The organism is Mesorhizobium sp. M0938, from assembly GCF_040319125.1.
GTDB classification, from domain to species: Bacteria; Pseudomonadota; Alphaproteobacteria; order Rhizobiales; family Rhizobiaceae; genus Mesorhizobium; species Mesorhizobium robiniae.
Genome location: NZ_JAMYNS010000023.1, coordinates 1 through 21835 on the forward strand (window position 1 = coordinate 1; position 21835 = coordinate 21835).

Below are 21835 nucleotides of genomic sequence, written 5' to 3' on the forward strand. Positions count from 1 at the left end.
TCGTCGGCACCATCAAGCCTGACGAATGCGCAAACTACTTCAACAACGCTGGATATGCTTCCGTAAAAACATGAAAGACTCTAGGCTCTTCGGCCGAGCGCGTCTGCTGCTCGGCGCGCTTGCTGGTCCATTCAGCTGACGATTCTGGCTCGCGAGGGTCCGTTTTCAGCGCACAGCTACGCTGGCCTCTATGTCCGATAGGCGGCGCAAAGCTGGACTGCAGCCTTGGACCGAAAGCGGCCGCAAGCCGTTCAGCGACGGCAATTTGGCGGGTCAGACGGCCGACGACGACACCGTTGGACGGCACTAACAGAATATTTGCTCAGCCGCGACGTCAGACACCTTTGGTGATGTCCCAGTCGGTTCGGAGAATCCTGGCGTGGTCTTCGATGAAGTCCGCGATCTGGTCGGCGCCGTTGGTCCATATGATAGAACTGCAGCGCGCTGCCATGCTGTCGCGCTCGGTAGGGTCGAGCAGCCGCTCAACGAAGCTATCAACATGTGGGAGGCCATGGTCGCGCCGCATCAGTAGGCCAAAACCGCCGAGCTCGGCCCAGCGTGCGCGGTTGAGCTGCAGGTCCATCTCGTCGGCCTCGTTGGGCACAAACAAAGTCGGGACTGCGCCAAGGATATTCTCATGGAAAGTGTTGTAGCCAGGCGCGACGACCGCGGCGTCGAATGCGCGACTATAGCGGAAACTCGGGAACAGCTCGACGATCCGATGCCTCGGACCGACCGGCTCGTCGGGTGCGAGATCGGCGCGGATCGGCGAGCGGATATCTAGCACCAGCGTATCGGGACGGTCGAGCAGAGCTTTAAGAACGCCGTTGCGGACGCCGCGCATGTCGAAATTGCTGCCTGAGCCGAGTTGCAGAGCGACGACGGTCACGCCTTCCGGCAGGTCGAGGAATAGGCGCGCAGCAGTGCGCTCCAGGCGCTCGTTGGGTTCCAGATGCAGGACCGGCGGGACCAAAAAGACCTTGTCGCGCATCTCCTTGGTCGGGCCGTGATCGAACTCGTCCGCCAACTCTCCTGGCTCTATCACGGCGTCAAAGGCGTTCGCCATCTCCAGGAACCTTCGGTGCGATTCCCTCCACATCGGCCTGCGCACCCAGATCGAAAAAAGGTTGGGGTCCATGGCAAGCGCTGCGGCGACACCGTCGAACACGGCTGTCGCGTCATAGGCAAATACAGCGGGGCGCAGATGGCTGATCAGGTCGAATAATTCCTCGGCAAGCACGTCGTTCCAGTCCTCGGGCGCGGCATCGATGCCGCGGTGATAGGTTAGGAAGTGGGCGTGATAACCCTCATTGGCTGCAATTCTCATGGCGTAGGACATCGTCGCAAAGACGGGCTTCAGCCCCTCCGGCAACCGCTGAGCGACAGCCATCTGCTGTGCAAGATGCCCCATTCCGATGCCGTTGGTGGATGCAAACAGCACGTGACGTGTCGGCAATGGCTGGATCATCGACGCTCGCTCGACTGCCGAATCTCGTGGTCTGGCAATGCCGAACAACCTCTCAAGGCGTTGCTGGAAGAGATCGGCTGAATGGTGCCGAGAAACGAAATCCTTGGCCAAGGCCGATTGCTGAGCGTAGGCCTCTACGTCGTTGACGAATTTGTCGATGACCCGCTCAACATCTCTCGGCGCCGCATAGACTGCTGCGTCACCGAATAAAGGCTGGAAGTGTATGGGGAGAATCGTGACGAGCCCTACCGCGAGCGCTTCGAGGATGGTGCGGCCAAAAGCCTCCGACCAGGAATCGCTATGATAATAGACATAGAAATCGAGCCCTTGGAGAAACTCGGGGATGCCGGTCCATGCAAAGGGTAGTATTTCCCAGTTGGCCGGCAGCTGGCCATAAAGTTCTTCGAGGAAGGAACCGCCGCCCAGGATCCTAATGGTGTAGCGTGATTGATCTGCAGGGTAGATGCGCAGCGCATCGGCGACGCTGCTTGGCCATTTCAATTTGTCCGGACGGGCATGGCGGCCAATGACCACTGGATTATGCGGTGGGCCGTCTGTCCTGCGAGGCCAGTCGTCGAGATCGATCAGATTGGTCCAATCTTCCGACAAGAGTTCGGCGCCCGTAGGCAAACGACGGGGCAGAGCATCGCGAACGATGGCGCTGACGGGGGCGAGCAAAACATTGACGCCAAACGTCCAACGACAATTGTTGATGATGCGCGCTAGGTCATACTGCGGCTTGCCTAGCCGGTCGACCATAGGATGATGGAGAACCATGACCAGGTGTGTGGCCCGGATGCTGATCCGCCTGGTGACGCAGTTGGACATTATCGTCGGGTGGTGGAGTAGGACAAGATCGGCCTCGACCTGCGTTTCCGGGTCGATCCGTTCTGTAGCGCCGCCATCGACCAGCGCCCGCAAGTCGGGATGCATCGGGTAGGGATGATCCAGCAATGGTCCCTTCACTGCCAGCAAGCCGGTCTTGAGACCTGCACGGGCGGCCGCTTGGATTTCCACCGCAAGCGCCGTGGACGTGCCGCCTTCGAAGCGGACATCGGCGATGAACAGAATGTTCAGCTTCATGACTTGGGAGTATCCGGCGCCTTGCGGACAGTTGTCGCTGGCGCCGCTTCCAGGAAAGTGTCGATTGTCGTGCCGTAAGCCAGGACACGGCGGGGGCGCCATTTTGCAAGAATGAGCCCCCAGCGCCCCCGCAAATAAACCTGCCAGGGCATGTCGGTTGCGTGCAGCCGCTGTTCTATCAGAGGGGGCAGATACTCGAAAATTACGCCATGACGGCGGAACATCGTGAAATCCGGATTGTTGGTCAGATAAATAAGCTTATCGTTCTTTCCCGGAAGCCTTCGCTTGGTCTTGACGATGATTTCTTCAAGAAGATCTGGATTTACATCAAAAGTTGTTATAATAATAGTCGAAATTTTTTCTTTAGATTTGTATATATAAATATTACCTGTGTTTTCAACTTCCGTTTTTTGCTTACCTCTTCGAAGGAAAAAATCTGTGAGTTTTCTCATTGATTGGCGCTCACTTTAGGGATGCTTAGCCCAGCAATGACGATTTATGCGTGTCAAACGTTCAAGCTATGCGCGCGCCTGTCTGGTGTTCGCTGTCTCGAACCAGTCTAGCAGCATATATAACGGGGCGAAAAGCCCTCGCAATGGCGGCACACTCCAGTTACATGCCCTTCGCCAAACTCCGTCGACGGCTTCGTCAATTTGCAAGGCCGGCGCATTCGCCCGCGTGGCCTTGACTGTAGGGCAGTTCGCGTATTTCTTGTTCTGGCGTGCAGTTGGAACTTCCTGATGCTGGGCAGCGGCCGTTCTACTTCGGCCAAGTCTTGAGGAGTGACGCAGATGGCAAGATCGCTACTGTCACGGTTGGCTTCGGCTGCCGCTCTGGTTTCCACTTCAGTCATGCTAAACGGCTGCGGGACGATTGCAGGGAGGCCCATTATCTGCGTCTTCGTCTCGGACGGACGGTGCGCTAAGGTCACCAAGGCGAATGCGCCTCGACGCGACCAATCAGCGTCGGAGCGCCGCAGTTCTCAATATTGATCAACCGCCTTTTTCGCCGGGAGCCGTTATAAACGTTGGGCTTTTTGGCTTCTGACAATCGGTAGTGACGCAAGAATTTCGAATCTCGTGTAATATTGCTCAGATGTTACGGTCCGTTCTGTTTGATGAATAGTTCAACTTCTGTGTCTATTTTTTCTCGAGTTGCGCGGTTTATTTTTTCGGCAATTTCTGCCTTTGTCTGTTCCCCTTGATCGGCCCGCAGCCTCGCGGCGAGCGAGGCGTTGAAATAAGCTCGTTGCAGATTGGGCTTGCCCCCGGTAAATAAACCGTCGCGATGCCCCCATGCGAGACGGACATAGGCGTACTCATTTCCCCTGTTTGCGGAAAGCTCAAGGAGGGTCAGGGCGCGGCGAGGATCGGCAGCCAGCTTGCGGTCGCCCTTCAGATATAGCTGTGCCATAAAATAGGGCGCGTACCTGTTGCCCATTTCGGTTGCGCGCTGCAACAGGTCGAGTCCTCGTGGCACGTCCTTTTTCACGCCTTCCCCCGCGACATAAGACTGTCCCAGATTCGCCATCGCATCGATCTGGCCGGTGTCGGCTGCTGCTGCATACAACGACGCTGCCTGGACGAAGTCTTGCTTAACGCCGGTGCCGAGGCGGTATGCGTCGCCGAGCGCGGTGATCGCATTTGCCCAGCCGCTTGATGCGGCCAAGCGATACCAAAGAACGCCTTCCTCCGGCAGCTTTGGCACGCCCTGGCCGGCAATATAGGCTGAGCCGATGTCGGTCCTGGCCCTGAGATTGCCAAGCGCAGCGGCCCGAACGTAAAAGTCGAACGCGCGGCCGTAGTCGATCTCGCGCCCCATTCCGACACGTGCCATATAGCCCATGTTTATGAGCGCAGCACTGTACTGCTGCTTGCCGGCAAGCTCATAGTAATGTTCAGCCCAATCGTAGCGCCTGGCAATTTCCAGAACACGCCCGAATTGAAACTGCAGGCGCGGGTTGTTGATGTCGGCTGCAAGGTCGAAGCCGCATGCCCTGAGCGCATCGCGAACGTTGACCAGCCCATTAGTGACGCCTGGGACAGAACGCTGTGGGTCGTTGGGATCTGCCGCATAGAGGTCACAATTCGTCACGAGCGCCTTCATGCCCTTTTGAGTGTCGGGCAAAACCGATGGCCATACGCGAAACGTTTCACTGACGGCGCGTTCTCCTGCCTGTTGGAAAACAAACTCGGCGCTAGCCGCCTGGCTCTCACCGACGACCAAGATCTCGTCCTCGATTGAAGCGGATCTCAGAGGGCCGCTGACGAAGGCGCCGCGCTGGGAAAGCGACGCCAGCTGTACCTTGCTCTTCACCGTTGCCTCTGCGGCAAAGCGGCTCTGCGGAAAGACTTTTGCGAAACGGCTAAAATCGTCCGGGTTGGGGCTATCCTTGATGAAGGCCCACAATACCGCGTCGATGGTCAGGCCGCCGCTTGTCTCAGCCGGCGCCTGCCCCCCGCTGATCGCTGCGACACCGTGCTTGAACACAAATTTCGTTTCAATCGAACCGGTGATCCAGGGTATCTGAAACCCACCTGTCGCCTGGCGCACGTCGCCTCGCACCGTCCTGAACGTGTCGTAGATATCGAGGTCCGGCGTTTGCAAAGCGTTGGCGAGGGCGGAGGAATATGGGCTGTTTATGCCTGTGCCATCATAGGCGACTTCTCCCGCACTTGTCGCGAAGGCAATAAGCACCTGGCCGCTTCCCGATTCTGTGTAGGCCAGTCCCTCGTCCAGTCCCTTGTCCTTCGCGGCAGGGTTACTTCGGCAGGCATCGAGGATGAAGAGCTTCACCCCAACCGGGTCGTCCTTGACGATATCGATCAGATCGTTGAACCGCATTGCATCGGCGACGATTTTCTTTGCGGAGGACGTGGCGGTGTCGACCGGCAGCAGCAGGTTCTGACGATCGAACTGCAGTGCATGGCCGGCATAGTAGAATATCGCCATGTCTGCACCCACGAGATGCGCTGCAATTGCGTCCTTCAAGTCCTTGGTGGCAGCCTTTTTAATGTCGTAGAAAAGCAGCACATTGAAGCCGAGCTCGGTCAAGGTATTGGCAATAAGCTTGGCGTCGTTACGGGGATTTGCAAGGGGAGCGAAGGCGTAGTCACCGTTACCGACGACAACGGCCGCGCGTCTCTCGGCGTGGGCCTCAGCGAGCCCAAACAGGCTGAACGCGGCCATGAACGCGAACAGGAAGCCACGCCTCAAATGATTGGAAAGCACCGTCGCAACCTGCCTTCTCAGCGTTTTTCAAGGGAAGAATCCGCACAATCATAGCCCGAACAATGGCAAATTCCAACGGACCTCGTTTTTGCTCTAGATGCTTGAGGGCGCGCTTGGTTCGGTCGATAAGGAAGGTGCTTCTGAGCGGGCGAGGAATTTCTGCAATAGGAGCAATTGCGATGTCCGCGGTTCGCGCTGGCTAAGTCTGCTATCGGGCGATAGCAAGATTGATCCAACGGCCGACGTGAGGCGCAAAGCTGCCGCTTTCGCGGGCGCATAGGATGCACTCAGACACCTTGTAACGTGCGCGAATTCCAGCGCGCGCTTTAGCGACACAGTCTCGGAACTAATTTCATGCAATCTTGCGCGGCAACTCAGCTAACCAAGGGTCATTGCTGTGACAAGCGCGCAACCGGCTTCAGAGGAAAATAACAACATTCGGGAGCGTCGCATCTGGCCGGCTGCGATCGCGGTAATCCTGCTCCTAGTGACGCTTCCAGCTGCAGTCCTCCTCGACCTGCGTGACTTCACGCATCAACTATCCGAACGTCAAGCGAACGACATCAGCAAGATCATAAACGACATTCGCACGTTCTACGCCAATGACGTGGTTGGGCGAATCGTCCAAGCGGACGCGCATACGAAAATCACCGCGACCGATAACTACCGCGACGTTGCTGGCGCGATACCAATTCCAGCGACGTTCTCGCTGGAAATCGGGCGTCTCACGAGTTCGCGTGACAACACTGTCCGGTACGAATTTGTTTCCGACTATCCTTTCGCCGGGCGGCCTCCACACAATCTCGATGACTTTCAATTAAAGGCATTGGCATCGTTTCGTGCCGACCCGAATGTTCAAACGCTTGAGGCGACGGAAGGTGGCTGGAGTCCGACCGTTCGGCTGGCTTCGCCGATCCGCATGACCGCCGCCTGCGTAGCATGCCACAACTCGCATCCGGACAGCCCAAAGAAGGATTGGAACGTCGGTGATGTCAGAGGGATTCAAGCTGTGTCTGTCTCGCAGCCCCTATCTCAAGGGTCAATCGGCTTCCACTATCTCTTCGCGTATTTTGCGGCCGCCATAGCCACAGGAGTTGCATTCATCGTAATGCAGTGGCGGCAGTCGCGCGAACTCGCCCTGGTCAACGGCGAACTGAAGGTGGCCAACAACTTCTTGGCAACGGTGTCGCTCAAAATCGCAAAATATCTCTCACCTGAAATCTACAAAAGTGTGTTCAGCGGCGAGCGCGACGTGAAGGTGACTGCAGAGCGAAAGAAACTGACCATCTTCTTCTCCGACATCGTGGATTTCACTGCCACGACCGAGCGTATGCAACCTGAGGAACTGACGGCCCATCTCAACGAGTATCTAACAGAGATGTCGCATATCGCAATTTCTCATGGCGCCACCGTGGATAAGTTCATCGGCGATGCCATTCTCGCGTTTTTCGGCGACCCGCAGACGCTTGGCCCGCGCGAAGACGCACGTGCATGTCTGCGTATGGCCTTGGCCATGCAAAAGCGTTTGGAGCACTTGCAAGTCAAATGGCGGCAGCAGGGTATCGAGCACCCCTTCCGTGTGCGGATGGGAATAAACACCGGCTACTGCAATGTCGGCAACTTCGGCAGTGACGATCGTATGGATTACACCATCATCGGCGCCGAAGCTAACCTCGCCGCTCGGCTGCAGAGCATTGCACCTGCCGGCGGAATAATGCTCAGCTATGAAACATATTCCAACGTACGGGACATGGTCGATGCGTCGGCAGGTGAGCAGATCAGCATGAAGGGGATCAGCAGACCGATCGTGCCTTATACGGTGCGGGGTGTCCGGGAACAGTTGCGCGACGACACTGTCATAACAGAAATGGACGAGGGCATGTCGTTGACGCTCGATACCGCCGGGCTCGACCCCGCCAGGGCTGCGCGTCTGCGCGACAAACTTCAGTCGGCGCTGGCTCAACTCGAGGCTAAGTTGGTTGTGCCTTCTCCAAAGGAAACGAGCGGCTAGCGCATTGGGAGCCGATACAGCCCCGACACTCACGACCGGCGAGCACATCAACAGTTAGGGCTAGAAAGATGAAGACTGTTCTATTCGCGGTCGCTCTCGCGGCAACGGCAACGGTGGCAATCGCGCAAGACGCGGAAACCGTGACCGTCGGCTTCGTCGGTGCGGCGGGCAAGGACAGTGGGACAGCTCAGTTGACGGCAACGCCAGGCGGCTTGCTAATCGAGCTTGAAATCACCGGCCTGCCTTCGGGCCAGTGGGTAGCTTTTCATATCCACGAGACCGGCTCTTGCGACCACAATTCGGGGCACGAATCCGCTGGCGGTCATTTCAATCCCGGGGAGTAGGAATGACTGATTTGAGGGGCGAAGCGGCTATTCACGCCATCAATGTCTGAGAGTGGGCTAATCGCTCAGAGCGATTGGATTTCGACCCTCAAAGCCACTCCAGGCGCCGGCCCTCCAGCCGGAGCAGGCGATCCTGCGGCACGTCCAGCCTAACCGCCTCTTGCGTGGACATCCCTAGCACCAGGCGGAACAGCGCGCGCACGACACCACCATGGGTCACGCAGACGGTGTTGCGATCGAGCGCGTCGAACCACGGCTTCACCCGTTCAAGCAGCATCTGGTAGCTTTCGGCACCTTCGCCGGGCGGCTGGAAATTCCATTTATCGAGGCGACGTTGCCTGGTCGAACCGGGATCCCTCGCCTCGAGTTCGGCAAAGGTGAAACCCTGCCAGTCGCCAAAGCTCAACTCGACGAGCAGCGGCTCGGTACGATAAGCTTGGGGATCGAGCCCCATCGCCATGCGAATGCGTTCCATGGTCTCACGCGTTCGCCGCATCGGGCTGGCGACAAAGTCGAACTCTTCGGGGTTATGAACGATTTCAGCCAGCCGATGGCCGTTGCGGGTCGCCTGGTCGCGGCCGAGCGCGTTGAGATCAGTGTCGGCCTGCCCCTGCAGCCGGGCCTCGGCGTTCCACTCCGTCTGGCCGTGGCGCGCGATATAGACAAGCGGATACATCAGGTCTTCCGGGTGGGATCGGGAGCAGACAAGCAGGATTGGTGTTCGTGGAAGGAACTATTCCTTGACGGTCGAGATATCAGGCGCGTCGACCGCCTTCATGCCGACGACATGGTAGCCGGAATCGACATGGTGGACCTCGCCGGTGACGCCGCGTGAAAGGTTGGACAGGAAGTAGACGGCCGAATCGCCGACCTCCTCTTGCGTCACGGTCTGCTTCAGCGGTGAATTGTACTCGTTCCACTTCAGGATATAGCGGAAATCGCCGATGCCGGAAGCAGCCAGCGTCTTGATCGGGCCGGCGGAGATGGCGTTGACGCGAATTTTCTTGGCGCCGAGGTCGACGGCCAGATAGCGTACGCTGGCTTCCAGCGCCGCCTTGGCGACACCCATGACATTGTAGTGCGGCATCACTTTTTCCGCACCGTAGTATGTCAGCGTCAGCAGCGAGCCGCCATCGGTCATCAGCGCCTCGGCGCGCTTGGCGATGGTGGTGAAGGAAAACACCGAAATGTCCATGGTGCGCAGGAAATTGTCGCGCGTCGTCTCGACATAGCGGCCTGTCAGTTCGTCCTTGTCGGAAAAGGCGATGGCGTGGACGAGGAAATCGAGCTTGCCCCAATGCTTGGCGATGTCGTCGAAAACCGCGTCGAGGGTTGCCGGATCGGTTACGTCGCAATGGCCGGCGACATGGGCGTTGAGTTCCGCCGCCAGCGGCTCGACGCGCTTCTTGAACGCCTCGCCCTGATAGGTCAGCGCGATCTCGGCGCCGTGGTCGACGCAGGCCTTGGCTATGCCATAGGCGATCGACCGATTGTTCGCGACGCCCAGGACAAGCCCGCGCTTGCCGGCCATAATGCCTTGTCCACCCGCCATGTGAGCGCTCTCCGCAAGATCTTCTGCTTTGTGGAGTGCCTATCGCACAGGCAAAACGCCGCATCAAGCGCAGACGGGCCAGCGAGTTCAAATCAGTCACGCGGCGTGAACGGCGGACAGGACGGGCGTTGGAGCGAGCTTCAGTGCCTCACTCTGGCCAGCGTGCCTTGACGGCCCAGGCTCGCGCAACCAGACGAATAGGCTGATCTGTTCCAAGCGTATGTGCCAGATGTGCCTTCACTGCGGCTCGCTTCTCCCGCGGCAGACTGCTGCAATAGCCGGGTGCCGGCCCCGCGCCGAGCGTGAACGGCAGCCAGAACGCCTCGAAATCGGGGAATACCGTTTCGATTTCGAGCGATTCGATAACCGGGGACATCAAACCCGCCGCATGACAGATTTCGGCGAGCCCGTTCCGGGTGCAGAACGGAAAACGCTTGCTTTCGTCCAGCGCAGCGGCGTCGCGGTCGATTGCAGCCGCCGCTTTCCAGAAGGCATCGATGAAGCCCATCCCGCCGCCGGGATAGTCCCAGACATAGAAGGCCAGCAACCCACCCGGCTTCAAAACCCTGCACAACTCAGCCAATGCCGCCTGCCTGTCGGGGACGAAATTCAAGACCAGCGCCGAAGCGACGATGTCGAAACTGGCATCGCTGGCCGGAAGGGCTTGCGCGCTTGCGATCTCGAAGCGGACGCGCTCGTCGTGGATTGCCGAGCGGGCGTGCGCCAGAAACCCTTCCGACGGGTCGGTCGACAGGATTGATCGTGGCGAACATCCGCCAAGGATCGCCGCCGTCAAGGCGCCCGTGCCGCAGCCGACATCAAGCCAGGCGGCGTCCCGCGACGGGCCCTGCCAATCTACGAATTGATCGGCGATCCGCCTGCTCCAGCGGCCCATATAGTAGTCATAGTTCTGACCAACGCTCCATGCATCGAATTCGGCAGACTTGTTCATTCTCTCTCTCCGCGGCAGGTCAGCATTCTTGACGCACACGGTAACAGTCCCGTGCCTCAGGCGAGGCCGTCCCGTATCCCGTGCCGGGATTTGAGCCGAAATGCTGCCTATTCGGCAACTTTGCGCCAGGGGAAGAGCATTCCTACCTGTTTGCGGTAGAGACGGTACCGATCGCCGAACAGCATGACGAGATCCCGCTCCTCGAGGAAAATGCCAAGCAGGATGTAACCGGTCGTGCCGAGCGAGAACAGAAGATGGCCCCATGTCATCGAGGGCGTCGCCCAGAAGGCCAGCAAGAAGCCGACATAGATCGGATGCCGGACCCATTTGTAGAAGAGCGGCGTCCTGAAGACGGGAGGCGGCAGTTCCTTCTTGCGCAACGCGGCGAAGGCCTGCGACAGGCCGAACAGTTCGAAGTGGTTGATCAGACAGGTGCTGATCAGCAAAATCGTCCATCCAAGCCAGAATACGCCATGGATGATGGCGGTCCACAGTGGGTTGTCGATCGTCCAGACAGGTCCGGGGATCGGCCGCCATTGCCAATAAAGCAACAGCAGAATGAGGCTGGCCAGCAGCACATAGGTGCTGCGTTCAGCCGAGCTTGCCACAAGTCGCGTCCACCATCGCTTGAAGGCCGGGCGCGCCATGACGCTGTGCTGCGCGGCGAAAAGACCGAGCAGCAGCGTGTTGACGATCACGGCTTCGACCGGACTTCCCACGGTTCCGGAATCGATCGATTTCGGAACGACCAGATTGCCGACGAAGCCGACCGCGTAGAGAAACGAGGCCAAAAATATGAGGTATGCGACAATGCCGTAAATAAGGGTGATTACGCCTGCCATGCTCCCCCTCCTTGCAAGCACAAGAATTCGGTCGGTCGACCGAATTCACATAGAATCACAGTTAGAGAAAAGAGTCAACTTGATCGGTCGCTCGACCGAAGTAAGGTGGCGAGACGCCAGCCTGGACAGGAGAAATCATGAATCGCCAACAGCGTGCCCCTTCGAGCAACGGGCACACCGCATGACAGACGTCGCAGACAAATCTGATGCGACGGGTTCGAACAAGGTAAGGCGCGACACACGCGCCGAACTGCTGGCGGCAGCCGAGATTTGCCTGCATCGGGACGGTTTCGCTGAGTTGTCGACGCGGCGCGTTGCCGAGACAGCGGGCGTTCCCCTCAGCCAGATCCACTATCATTTCGGCTCCAAGGAGCGCCTGATCCTGGCCCTGCTCGATCATTTGAACGAGCGCCTGCTAAAGCGCCAGGCGGAAACATTTGCAGCACCGATGCCGCTGTGGCGCCGTTGGGAACGTGCTTGTGATTTCCTCGATGAGGATTTGGCGTCCGGCTATGTTCGCGTCCTGCACGAGATGATCGCAGCCAGTTGGTCGAGCCCCGAGATCGCCAAGGCGGTGCGCCGCGATTTGCGCGGCTGGTTTGAGCTCCTGGCGGGGCTGGCGGAAGAGGCGGGGCGACAATTCGGCGGCCTTGGACAATTTTCTGCCGCCGAAGTGACCAGCCTCGTCAGCGCCGCCTTTCTTGGAAGCGAGACGATGATCCTGCTGGAGATCGAAAGCCGGCACGTTCCGGTGAGGCAGGCGTTGCGCCGCTTTGGCGAAACGATCCGGCGAATGGAGGAAGCGGCTCCCAAAAACTAGACCATGTACCAGGGACGCAGGCAGCGCCGGTCGCGACCTGCAAGAGGCGTCAGCGTTGCCGGTTGCGCATCAGCGCTTCGAGATCGCTGTCGCCGTCTTCAGGCAGCATCAGCCGCACATGTGCGTAGAGATCGCCGTGACCGCCAACTTTTTCCGGCAGCCCCCTGCCCTTCAATCGCAGGACCTTGTCCGAACTCGACCAGGCGGGAACATTGACGGCAAGCTTGCCGGTCGGTGTTTCAACCGCCACCTTGGCACCCAGCACGGCATCCGCCAGTGCAACCGGCAGGTCTGCATGAAGGTCGCGGCCTTCGACGCGATAGCGCGGGTGCCGCCGGAAGCGGATCTTGACCAGCGCGTCGCCCGGCTGCCCCGGCCCTTGCTCGCCCTGGCCCTTCAGCCGGATGGTCTGGCCGTCCTCGACATAGGCTGGCAGCTTGACGGCAACCTTGCGTCCGTCGGGAAACATCGCTGTCACCTTCTCGGCGGTCGCCGCTTCCTCGATGGTGACGTCGAGCGTCACGTTCAGGTCGGCGCCGGACGGCGCCTGTCGGCCAGCGCCCGTCCCGGCGCCGCGAGAGAAGGTCTCGCCGAAAATCTGACTGAAGATGTCGCTGTTGCCGTCGAACGGATCGCCGCCCGGACGGCTTGAGCGAAACTCGAAGCGCGAGCCGCCAGGCCCTTGCTGCCGGCGAAAACCGGAGAAAGGATCGGCGCCGCCCGCGGCACCCTCGAAGCCCTGGAAGCGCGGCTTACCGTCGGCGTCGATCTCGCCGCGATCAAAAGCCGCACGGCTCTTCTCGTCGCCGACGATCTCGTAAGCCTGGTTGGCCGCGGCAAACCGCTCCTTCGCCTTGGGATCCGGATTCTGGTCCGGATGATACGCCTTGGCGAGTTTACGGTACGCCGATTTTATGTCCTTGGCCGATGCGTTCTTAGCAACGCCCAGCACCTCATAGGGGTCGCGCATGCTTCCTGCCCTGGAGATGGAGTTGAGTTCACGATTGCCACCTATATGCGCTCGCATAGGAAGAAATTCCAGTGGCGCGCGTTCGTATGATGGCGGAAAATCAGAGCGCTTTGAAGTCCTGCATCCGCCAGGCGCCGGCGCCCGCCAGGCATACCTCGCCCTTGAACAGGGCGACGCCGTCGAAACTTTCGCGCGAGGCGGTGAAGCGGCGGCAAAGCTGGCCGTTGTCCCTGGACTCCGCCAGTTCGGTGATCGAGCCGCGCGAACCGGTATCGGAATTCGCCCAGGGAACGGCCTGCCCCCCAAGTTCCTGGATATCGGCGGAAGACACCGCGTTGCGAATCGTCGTCTGGTCCGAGGCGCGATCCTGATCGATCGGCGAGGCAGAAGCAGGCGTGCTGCTGGTCAGGATCGTACGGTCGACCTCGGCCTGCTCCAGGCTGAAGCCGCCGGCACCGCACGCAGCAAGCGGCAGGACGGCCAACGCGATCGCGGCGGCCTTGACCGCAGCCTGGGCGCTGGCCGAAGCAATAAGGCTCCATTGCCCGCTGTCAAAAGGTTGCGCGATGCGCGACAATCGGCAGTCTCCCCAGCCGGCAACAGAATTTGGAAAAACTATGAGCGAAACCGAGTTAACAAGCGGTGACTTTACCGAGGCTACCGAGCCATTCCGCCTCTTTGCCGCATGGCTCGACGATGCGACGAAAAGTGAGATCAACGATCCCAACGGCGTGGCGCTGGCGACCGTCGATGCCGAGGGCATGCCGAATGTGCGGATGGTGCTGCTCAAAGGGTTCGATGAAAGCGGATTTGTCTTCTACACGAATTTCGAAAGCGCCAAAGGCCGCGAGATTCTTGGCAGTATGAAGGCGGCGATGTGCTTCCACTGGAAATCGCTGCGCCGGCAGGTGCGCGCGCGTGGACCGGTGGAGATCGTTACCGAGGCGGAAGCGGACGCCTATTATGCGACGCGTCCGCGCGGCAGCCGCATCGGTGCCTGGGCGTCGAAACAGTCGCGGCCACTGGAGAGCCGCTTCGCACTCGAAAAAGCCGTTGCCGAATACACGGCGCGCCACGCGATCGGCGAGATCTTACGACCGAAACACTGGTCCGGCTTCCGGATCGTGCCGCAGACGATCGAGTTCTGGCACGACCGGCCTTTCCGGCTGCACGACCGCCTCGTTTTTTACCGTAACGCTGAGGGCGGCTGGGACAAGACAAGGCTCTATCCCTGAGCCTTTTCGAAGACTGGGCGGCAAGATATGGTTTCATGCCGCTCCGGTCGCAAAAGGGTGAACCATGAGCCTGTTCCTGGCATTCCTCGGCGTCTCGTTCGTCGTCCTCGCCACACCCGGACCGGACACGGCCATCACCATTCGCAACGCACTTCTCGGCGGGCGCGCCGGCGGCGTGTTTACCGCGCTTGGTATCGCCAGCGGCCAGACGATCTGGGCACTGGCCACCAGCGCCGGCATTGTCGCTTTTCTCGTCGCTTCGGAACCGCTTTTCCTCGCCCTCAAATATGCCGGTGCTGCCTATCTCATCTATCTCGGCGTCAAGGCGCTGCAAGAGGCGTTGCGTCCGTCCCACGAAGCGGAGGCGTTGACTGTCGCCAAGCCTTCGCGGCGGCTGACGGCGGCAAGCGCCTTTCGCCAGGGCCTGATCAGCGATCTCGGCAATCCAAAGATGGCCGTGTTCTTCGCCAGCCTTTTGCCCCAGTTCGTGCCACCGGGTGAGGAAAGCTTCGCGGCGTTGCTTAGTCTGGGCGCGGTCTTCGCCATCATGAAATTTACCTGGCTGACGCTCTACGCAACGGTCGTCGCCAAGGCCGGGGATTTTCTGCGCCGGCCATCGATCCGCCGCGTCATCGAAGGCGTCACCGGAATGGTGCTGATCGGCCTCGGCATCCGTATCGCGACCGAGCACCGTTAGCCGCGATCCTGATTCACCCTTTCTTCCTGGTCATGAAGGCCGTCAAGGCGGCGCGCGCCTCGTCGGATTTGAGCCGTTCGCGGAAATGGTCGCTCTCCTCACGGATGCGAGCGACGAGGTCTTCACGCGAGCCGCGCATCAGGTCACGCGCGATCTTCAGCGCTTGCGGTGGCTTGGCCGCGATCTGGCCGGCGGCGGCAAGCACGGAGGTTTCAAGCTCGTTCTCCTCGACCACCGCGTAGATCAGTCCGGCGGCTTTCGCTCGCTCTGCCGAAAAGCCTTCACCGAGACCAAGCAGCGCGAAGGCGCCTTGCCGACCCAGAATCTCAGGTGCAAGCAGGCTCGACCCGGCCTCGGGGACCAGGCCGAGATCGACGAAGGGCGTGCGGAACGTTGTGCGCGGCGTGGCGAAGGTCAGGTCGCAATGCAGGTTGAGCGTGGTGCCGATGCCGACCGCGATGCCATCGACGCCTGAAACCATGGGCTTTTCCGTCCTGGCCAGCGCCATCAGGAAATCCCAGACCTCGGTGCCGCCTTCGCCGCCGGTGGCAATAACCATGAAATCGCCAAGATCGTTGCCGGAAGAGAAGGCGCCGGGCACGCCCAAAAAGACATGGACGCGGACCGCCGGATCGGCGTCGCCCTCGGCAAGAGCTTTGGACATTGTCGCATACATGGCGCGCGTCAGCGCGTTCTTCTTGTCCGGGCGGTTCATGCGGATGATCTGGATGGCGCCCTGGCGCTCGACGAGGATATGCTCTGTCACGGGTGATCCTTTGTGAACGTCAGGCCCTTTTGGAGCATCAGGCCTAGTGAAACGTTAGGCAGAAATCAGCGTCTTGCCGGCGGCGGCGAGGCTTTCGCCGCCGCCGATCACGCGCTTCTTCAGCGCGCCCGCTTCGCCAAGCAGGTTTTCGGCGAAGAAACGGCAAAGGGCGATGCGGCTTTGGTCGGAAAGCGCGCCGCGTGCCAGATAGGCGCCGCCCGCCGCAAGCGAGATCAGCCTCAGATACGGCGTCGCACCGGCCAGCGCCTCGTCCGAGCGCCCGTCGGCAAGCAGCCCTTGCAGGAAGCGCGTCGCTTGGCTGAGGTCGTCGAGCGCCTTGTCGAGACCATCGGCGGTGCGGCCAAAACCTTGAAGATTTGACGTCCGCACTTGATTGGCGGCCACTTTCAGCTCGGCGATGTAAACATGAATGTGCTCGCCGCCGCCAAGCGGCAGCTTGCGCACCACCAGGTCGATCGCCTGGATGCCGTTGGTGCCCTCATAGATCGGCGCGATTCGCGCGTCGCGATAAAGTGCTGCCGCACCCGTCTCCTCGATGAAACCCATGCCGCCGTGCACCTGCAGCCCGAGCGAGGCGACCTCGACGCCGACATCGGTCGAAAAGGCCTTGGCCAGCGGCGTCAAAAGATTGGCGCGTTCCTGCCAGTGGCTGGCCTCATCGCCACTGGTTATGCGCGCATGATCGATGGCATGCGCGCAGGAATAGCTGATGGCGCGCGCAATCTGGGTCAGCGCCTTCATGGTCAGGAGATTGCGCTGCACGTCAGGGTGATGGACGATCGGCGCCATGCCGTTGCCGTCATAACTCGCAGCCTTGCCTTGCCGGCGGTCATTGGCGTAGGCGAGCGCCTTCTGCGTGGCCGTTTCGGCCACCGCCACGCCCTGGATGCCGACGGCGAGCCGCGCATTGTTCATCATGGTGAACATGCAGGCGAGGCCCTTGTTTTCCTCACCGATCAGCCAGCCGATCGCGCCAGGCACCATGCCTTCGAAACCGTCGCCATAGATCATGGTGCAGGTCGGCGAGGCGTGGATGCCCAATTTGTGCTCCAGCCCCGAGCAGAAGACGTCGTTGCGTGCGCCCATCGCGCCATCGTCGCCGACAAGGAATTTCGGCACCAGGAACAGCGAAAGACCACGCGTGCCAGCCGGCGCGTCCGGCAACCGTGCCAGCACCAGATGGATGATGTTGTCGGTGAAATCGTGCTCGCCATAGGTGATGAATATCTTTTGCCCGAAGATGCGGTAGGTGCCGTCGCCGGCCGGCTCGGCGCGCGCGCGCAACGCATTCAGGTCCGAGCCCGCCTGCGGCTCAGTCAGGTTCATCGTGCCCATCCATTCGCCGGAGACGAGCTTTTCCAGATATTTGGCCTTCAGCGCCGGCGAGGCGTGCTTGTCGAGCGCTTCGACCGCGCCCATGGTCAGTGTCGGGCCGATGCCGAAGGCCATTGCGGCGGAGTTCCACATTTCCAGCGCGGCGACGCCCAGCATGGCCGGCAGCGCCTGGCCGCCGAATTCCTCCGGTGCGGACAGCGCGTTCCAGCCGCCGTCGATCCAGCGACGATAAAGTTGTTTCCAGCCGGGCGGCGTGGTGACGGCCGCGTCCTTCAGCACTGCGCCTTGTTCGTCGCCGATCTTGTAGAGCGGCGCAACCTCCTCCGTGGCGAAGCGGCCGGCTTCCGCCAGAATGGCATCGACCAGGTCTTCGCCGAGGTCGCCAAAGGTGCCGGCGTCGAGCGCCGGTTTCAGGCCGGCCACATGCTTCAGCGTGAAGGCGATTTCCTCGACTGGTGCCCGATACATGCCGCTCGCTCCTCCTCCGTCCGGCAAGCAACTTAAGATCCGTGCCGCCACAAAGCCACCCGCTTCGGGTCTCCCCTTTCGGCTTCTTTTTACGTAAACGTCAAATTTTGTCACGCAGATTTTGCAATTGCTGCGACACACGTTAAATTCGGAAAAAAGCCGGACAAGTTCGACCGGCGACGGATCAAGAATACCGGATCGGACCGCCCGTGCTCGCCAGACCTGACGCCTATCGCTGCATCGAATGCGGCCTGCCCTACCGAGCGGCAGGTTTTTGGTACCATCACGGCAAGATCGAGGATGGCGCCGCCTATTGGTCGGATCGCGGCATTCTTTGTTCGCCGCAATGCTCGCTGGCCCATAACCGCAAACGCGAGGCCGAGGGAACGCTGCCGCGAGCGCCGGCACCCGATCCGTTCCAGATCCAGCCGCTCTCGCGCCCGTGACGGCGGCCAGCGGTCATATTGGGAAGAGAGATCGCACTTGATATGTACGGCTATATGCCGTACATATCTGCATCAGAGGTGACTGTGATGCCAAACCAACAGGCCCGTACGGCCCGTCTCGAAGCTCGTATTTCGCCGGATATGCTGAACGTGGTGAAACGTGCTGCCGAAATCCAAGGCCGCAGCGTCAGTGACTTCGTGGTCGCAGCCGCTCAAGAGGCGGCGCAGCGCACGATCGAGGATACCGCCATTCTGCGTATTTCCATCGATGATCAGCGCGCCATGATGGAGGCGATTCTCAATCCACCCGAGCCCAATGAAGCGCTGCGCAAGGCCGCCGACGCTCACAAACGGCTTGTCGTCGAGCCGCGTTGAATTTCGCCCTCATCATCGAACCGCTCGGGGCGTCGCATGATCGCAAGGCGTTCAGCTGCGGGGTGTTGGCGCTTGATCGCTATATCCGGGAACAAGCCAGGCAGGATGTCAAACGCCGAGTAGGCAATTGCTTCGTTGCCGTGGATCGCGATGCAGGAGCCATTGCCGGTTACTACACTTTGGCGGCGTCGAGCATACCGATCGCGTCCTTGCCAGAAGACCAAGCAAAACGCCTGCCGCATTATCCGGTTCTGCCCGCCATATTGATTGGCAGACTGGCAGTCGATGTCAGATACCAGGGACGGCAGGTCGGGTCGGCGTTGCTCGTGGATGCGCTACGACGCAGTGTCAGTGCTGCTCCTGCGTCCTTCGCGTTGATTGTCGATGCCAAGGATGACCAGGCGGCCGCTTTCTATCGCAAGCATGGCTTCACCCCCTTGCAGAGCCGTCCGCTATCACTGTTCTTGCCCATAGCAACAGCATTGAAACTATTCGACTGACAATCGTGCTCGTCGCTTTGCCCTCAAAAGTGCCACAATGATGACCTCGCCAGCCCCAACTCAGCCTCTTGCGGACCCGAAGTATTTCCTTAACCGTGGCGGTTCAGGATTGGTGTTTAGCCAGCGGGGATTTCCTGTTTGAAAAAACCGGCGCACCCACTTCGCCGCTCAGCGCTTCTCGCTTTCATTGCGGCGATGGCGCTGACGCCGGTGGCAAAAGCCTCGGATTTTTCCGAGCCGTGGAAGAATGCCGACCGGGCGCTGGTGATCGACGCCTACGAATATAATTCCATCGACTGGGCCGAGCTTGCGACCGACAAGCGCATCGTCGGCTTCATCAACAAGGCCTCGGATGGGATGCCGCCAGCCTATTTCTGTTTCGGCGCCGAGACCGAGACGAGGCTCTGCAAGACGCTGTGGAAGCGCCATGCCGTAGCACAGGAACTGTTCCAGACGCGCAAGGTGGTGGCCAAGGCGCTCGGCTTGAAATGGGGCGCTTATCATCTCGCCCGCCCCGGCAATCCAGTGGGACAGGCCAATAATTTCATCAACTTCGCGAAGCCTGGGCCGGACGACCTGCTTGCCCTCGACATCGAGGACGACGACCCCACGAAATGGATGTCGCTCGAGGATGCCGAGGAGTTCGTGCGCCATGTGCATCGGCGGATTGGCCGCTTTCCCGTGCTCTACACCAACGGCAAGACCGCCAAGCACATCGCCGACAACAAGTACAAATACCGGCTCCTGTCGCGGCTACCGCTCTGGTATGCGCGCTACAAGCCAGACATCGGCGTGCATTTTCCGATGGGCAACTGGCAAGGCTACGCACTCTGGCAGTTTTCGGCAAAAGCCAATTGCGGGCGGTTCCGCTGCCCTTACCGGGTGGCTGGCACGCCCAACGACATCGATGTCAATGTCGCACCGATGGATGCCGCCGCATTGCGCGCGCAATGGCCCTTCGGCGGCCTGATCGACGTGCAGCCGGATTACCTCGCCTCGATACCGGTGCCTCTCTCGCGCGAGGCCGGGCTAGCCGGCAATGCCATTACCTACGCCACCGTGGCGGTACCACCGCCGAGCTTCACCGAAATGATCGCCACGTTCAGCGCACGCTGGACCAAATTCCGCAGCAGCTTTCAAATGCCTGCTGTTGCCATAGCAGCGCCGCGCCTTCCGCGCGGGATCGCCGAATATGTGGCCTGGACGCGGAAGGAAAAGCCCTCCGCATCGGCCTCTGAAGCGGCGCCCGCCGCCCGCGATCCGGTCAGCACCGCATCGACCGAGTTCGACCGTGAGCTGCGCTAAGATCTGAAATCCGGTGAAGGTCAGCGCACCTGCTCGCGCGCCACGGCCTGCCAGCCGATGTCGCGGCGGCAGAAGCCTTGCGGCCAATCGATCCGGTCGAGCGCGGCATAGGCTCGCCTCTGCGCCTCGCCGACCGTGCCGCCGACAGCCGTGACGTCGAGCACACGGCCGCCATTGGCGACCAGCGCGCCGCTGTTGATGGCGGTGCCGGCATGAAAAATCTCGACGCCATCGCCCGCGGCCTCTTCGACGCCGCGGATCACCGAACCCTTTTCCGGCGTGCCGGGATAGCCCCTGGCCGCCATCACCACGGTAAGCGCCGCCTCGTCGCGCCAGCGCACTGAGCTATGCGCAAGCTGGCCGTCGGCAGAAGCGTTCAGCAGGACCAAGAGATCATCTTTCAGCCGCATCATCAGCACCTGACATTCCGGGTCACCGAAACGGGTGTTGTATTCGATCAGCTTCGGCCCCTTGTCCGTGATCATCAGGCCGGCGAACAGCACGCCGGAAAACGGCGCGCCAAGCTCGGCCATGCCGCGCATGGTCGGCTCGACGATCTCGCGCATGGTGCGGTCGATCATCTCCGGCGTCATTACCGAAGCCGGCGAATAGGCGCCCATGCCGCCGGTGTTCGGGCCGACATCGCCGTCACTGAGGCGCTTGTGGTCCTGTGCGGTGCCGAACGGCAGCGCGGTGACGCCGTCGCACAGGCAAAAGAAGCTCGCTTCTTCCCCGGTGAGGAACTCCTCGACCACGACCTCCGCGCCGGCCTGTCCGAAGGACCCGTCGAAACAGGCATCGAGTGCCGCCAGCGCCTCGGCCAGCGTCATGGCAACAGTGACGCCCTTTCCGGCGGCGAGGCCGTCTGCCTTGATGACGATCGGCGCGCCCATCTTTTCGACATAGGCCCTGGCCGACGTCAAGTCGCCGAAACGGCCATAGGCGGCGGTCGGGATGTCGTATCTCGCGCAAAGGTCCTTGGTGAAACCCTTCGAGCCTTCCAGCCGCGCCGCAGCCTTGGACGGGCCGAACACGCGGACCCCTGCGGCGCAAAGATCGTCGGCAATGCCGGCGACCAGCGGCCCTTCCGGCCCGATGACGACGAGGTCGATCTTTTTCTCCGTGCAGAACCGGGCCACGGCCGCATGATCTGCAATGTCTAGCGTCACCAGTTCAGCTTCGCGGCCGATGCCCGGATTGCCGGGGGCGGCGTACAGCTTGGTCAGCAGCGGCGAGGCCGCGATCTTCCAGGCCAAGGCATGTTCGCGGCCGCCAGAGCCGATCAACAAAACACGCATGCCCAGATTCCTTGCCATTCCATGATCAGCACTGCGCTATTGCGCCCCGGACGACGGGTCAAGACATTTGGCAGACTTTGAGAGCAATTCCACGCGGGAACGGGAATGTATCGGCC

The 21835-nt window shown here is 60.5% G+C and carries 20 protein-coding genes and 1 pseudogene; 9 read left to right on the plus strand and 12 right to left on the minus strand.

The features are described 5' to 3' along the window. Positions 1-334 precede the first annotated feature (334 nt). The 3 genes from NKH73_RS28670 to NKH73_RS28680 all read right to left on the minus strand — a co-directional run bounded on the left by NKH73_RS28670 (position 335) and on the right by NKH73_RS28680 (position 5782). Positions 335-2551: a glycosyltransferase family protein gene (locus NKH73_RS28670; RefSeq protein WP_352937959.1), complete on the minus strand. Its 2217-nt coding sequence runs from the start codon at positions 2549-2551 to the stop codon at positions 335-337. Continuing rightward, on the minus strand, positions 2548-3003 hold the full coding sequence (locus tag NKH73_RS28675; protein WP_352937960.1) for a hypothetical protein: 456 nt from the start codon (positions 3001-3003) through the stop codon (positions 2548-2550). Before NKH73_RS28675 ends, NKH73_RS28670 begins: the two co-directional genes overlap by 4 nt. A 646-nt stretch (positions 3004-3649) precedes the next feature. Continuing rightward, a complete protein-coding gene (locus NKH73_RS28680) occupies positions 3650-5782 on the minus strand; it encodes a caspase family protein (protein WP_352937961.1) in 2133 nt (710 codons plus the stop codon). A 397-nt stretch (positions 5783-6179) separates the two neighbouring features. Between NKH73_RS28680 and NKH73_RS28685 the strand changes: the two genes are divergently transcribed. Together NKH73_RS28685 and NKH73_RS28690 are read left to right on the plus strand one after the other, a co-directional pair. Then, the gene (locus NKH73_RS28685; RefSeq protein ID WP_352937963.1) at positions 6180-7793 is read left to right on the plus strand and encodes an adenylate/guanylate cyclase domain-containing protein; all 1614 of its coding nucleotides are present in this window, start codon (positions 6180-6182) and stop codon (positions 7791-7793) included. 68 nt (positions 7794-7861) lie between these two features. Beyond that, positions 7862-8128, plus strand: a pseudogene (locus NKH73_RS28690) (superoxide dismutase family protein); the annotation flags it as partial. Positions 8129-8225: 97 nt separating this feature from the next. Here NKH73_RS28690 and NKH73_RS28695 read toward each other — a convergent pair. The 4 genes from NKH73_RS28695 to mddA form a co-directional block, all read right to left on the minus strand. Continuing rightward, positions 8226-8813, minus strand: a complete 588-nt coding sequence (locus NKH73_RS28695; protein WP_352937965.1) for a histidine phosphatase family protein — start codon at positions 8811-8813, stop codon at positions 8226-8228. Between the two features lie 57 nt (positions 8814-8870). Then, positions 8871-9689: an enoyl-ACP reductase FabI gene (fabI, locus tag NKH73_RS28700; RefSeq protein WP_352937967.1), complete on the minus strand. Its 819-nt coding sequence runs from the start codon at positions 9687-9689 to the stop codon at positions 8871-8873. A gap of 148 nt (positions 9690-9837) precedes the next feature. Then, positions 9838-10641 (minus strand): class I SAM-dependent methyltransferase, encoded by an 804-nt coding sequence (locus NKH73_RS28705; protein WP_352937969.1) that lies wholly within the window; start codon positions 10639-10641, stop codon positions 9838-9840. A gap of 107 nt (positions 10642-10748) precedes the next feature. Then, positions 10749-11483, minus strand: coding sequence for a methanethiol S-methyltransferase (gene mddA, locus NKH73_RS28710; RefSeq protein WP_352937971.1), 735 nt, complete (start codon positions 11481-11483; stop codon positions 10749-10751). Between the two features lie 181 nt (positions 11484-11664). On the opposite strand from mddA, the gene NKH73_RS28715 reads away from it, so the two are divergent. Beyond that, positions 11665-12303: a TetR/AcrR family transcriptional regulator gene (locus NKH73_RS28715; RefSeq protein WP_352937973.1), complete on the plus strand. Its 639-nt coding sequence runs from the start codon at positions 11665-11667 to the stop codon at positions 12301-12303. A gap of 49 nt (positions 12304-12352) precedes the next feature. Here the strand turns inward: NKH73_RS28715 and NKH73_RS28720 are convergent, their stop codons facing one another. Together NKH73_RS28720 and NKH73_RS28725 are read right to left on the minus strand one after the other, a co-directional pair. Further along, positions 12353-13273, minus strand: a complete 921-nt coding sequence (locus tag NKH73_RS28720; protein WP_352937976.1) for a DnaJ C-terminal domain-containing protein — start codon at positions 13271-13273, stop codon at positions 12353-12355. Positions 13274-13373: 100 nt separating this feature from the next. Then, positions 13374-13850, minus strand: coding sequence for an RT0821/Lpp0805 family surface protein (locus NKH73_RS28725; protein ID WP_352937978.1), 477 nt, complete (start codon positions 13848-13850; stop codon positions 13374-13376). A 40-nt stretch (positions 13851-13890) separates the two neighbouring features. On the opposite strand from NKH73_RS28725, the gene pdxH reads away from it, so the two are divergent. Beyond that, a complete protein-coding gene (pdxH, locus tag NKH73_RS28730; RefSeq protein ID WP_352937983.1) occupies positions 13891-14508 on the plus strand; it encodes a pyridoxamine 5'-phosphate oxidase in 618 nt (205 codons plus the stop codon). A 64-nt stretch (positions 14509-14572) separates the two neighbouring features. Continuing rightward, a complete protein-coding gene (locus tag NKH73_RS28735) occupies positions 14573-15205 on the plus strand; it encodes a LysE family translocator (RefSeq protein WP_352937985.1) in 633 nt (210 codons plus the stop codon). A gap of 13 nt (positions 15206-15218) precedes the next feature. On the opposite strand, the gene NKH73_RS28740 is transcribed toward NKH73_RS28735, so the two are convergent. Together NKH73_RS28740 and NKH73_RS28745 are read right to left on the minus strand one after the other, a co-directional pair. Continuing rightward, positions 15219-15971, minus strand: coding sequence for a crotonase/enoyl-CoA hydratase family protein (locus NKH73_RS28740; RefSeq protein WP_352937987.1), 753 nt, complete (start codon positions 15969-15971; stop codon positions 15219-15221). A 54-nt stretch (positions 15972-16025) separates the two neighbouring features. Beyond that, positions 16026-17795, minus strand: a complete 1770-nt coding sequence (locus NKH73_RS28745; protein ID WP_352937990.1) for an acyl-CoA dehydrogenase family protein — start codon at positions 17793-17795, stop codon at positions 16026-16028. Between the two features lie 209 nt (positions 17796-18004). On the opposite strand from NKH73_RS28745, the gene NKH73_RS28750 reads away from it, so the two are divergent. The 4 genes from NKH73_RS28750 (at position 18005) to NKH73_RS28765 (ending at position 20421) form a co-directional block, all read left to right on the plus strand. After that, positions 18005-18241 (plus strand): hypothetical protein, encoded by a 237-nt coding sequence (locus NKH73_RS28750; protein ID WP_352937992.1) that lies wholly within the window; start codon positions 18005-18007, stop codon positions 18239-18241. Positions 18242-18283: 42 nt separating this feature from the next. Continuing rightward, on the plus strand, positions 18284-18616 hold the full coding sequence (locus tag NKH73_RS28755; RefSeq protein WP_352937995.1) for a type II toxin-antitoxin system TacA family antitoxin: 333 nt from the start codon (positions 18284-18286) through the stop codon (positions 18614-18616). Continuing rightward, positions 18613-19116: a GNAT family N-acetyltransferase gene (locus tag NKH73_RS28760; RefSeq protein ID WP_352937998.1), complete on the plus strand. Its 504-nt coding sequence runs from the start codon at positions 18613-18615 to the stop codon at positions 19114-19116. The genes NKH73_RS28755 and NKH73_RS28760 overlap by 4 nt, the downstream gene beginning before the upstream one ends. Before the next feature lie 195 nt (positions 19117-19311). Then, positions 19312-20421: a glycoside hydrolase family 25 protein gene (locus NKH73_RS28765; RefSeq protein ID WP_352938095.1), complete on the plus strand. Its 1110-nt coding sequence runs from the start codon at positions 19312-19314 to the stop codon at positions 20419-20421. Positions 20422-20441: 20 nt separating this feature from the next. Here the strand turns inward: NKH73_RS28765 and purD are convergent, their stop codons facing one another. After that, the gene (purD, locus tag NKH73_RS28770) at positions 20442-21719 is read right to left on the minus strand and encodes a phosphoribosylamine--glycine ligase (RefSeq protein WP_352938000.1); all 1278 of its coding nucleotides are present in this window, start codon (positions 21717-21719) and stop codon (positions 20442-20444) included. Positions 21720-21835: the final 116 nt, after the last annotated feature.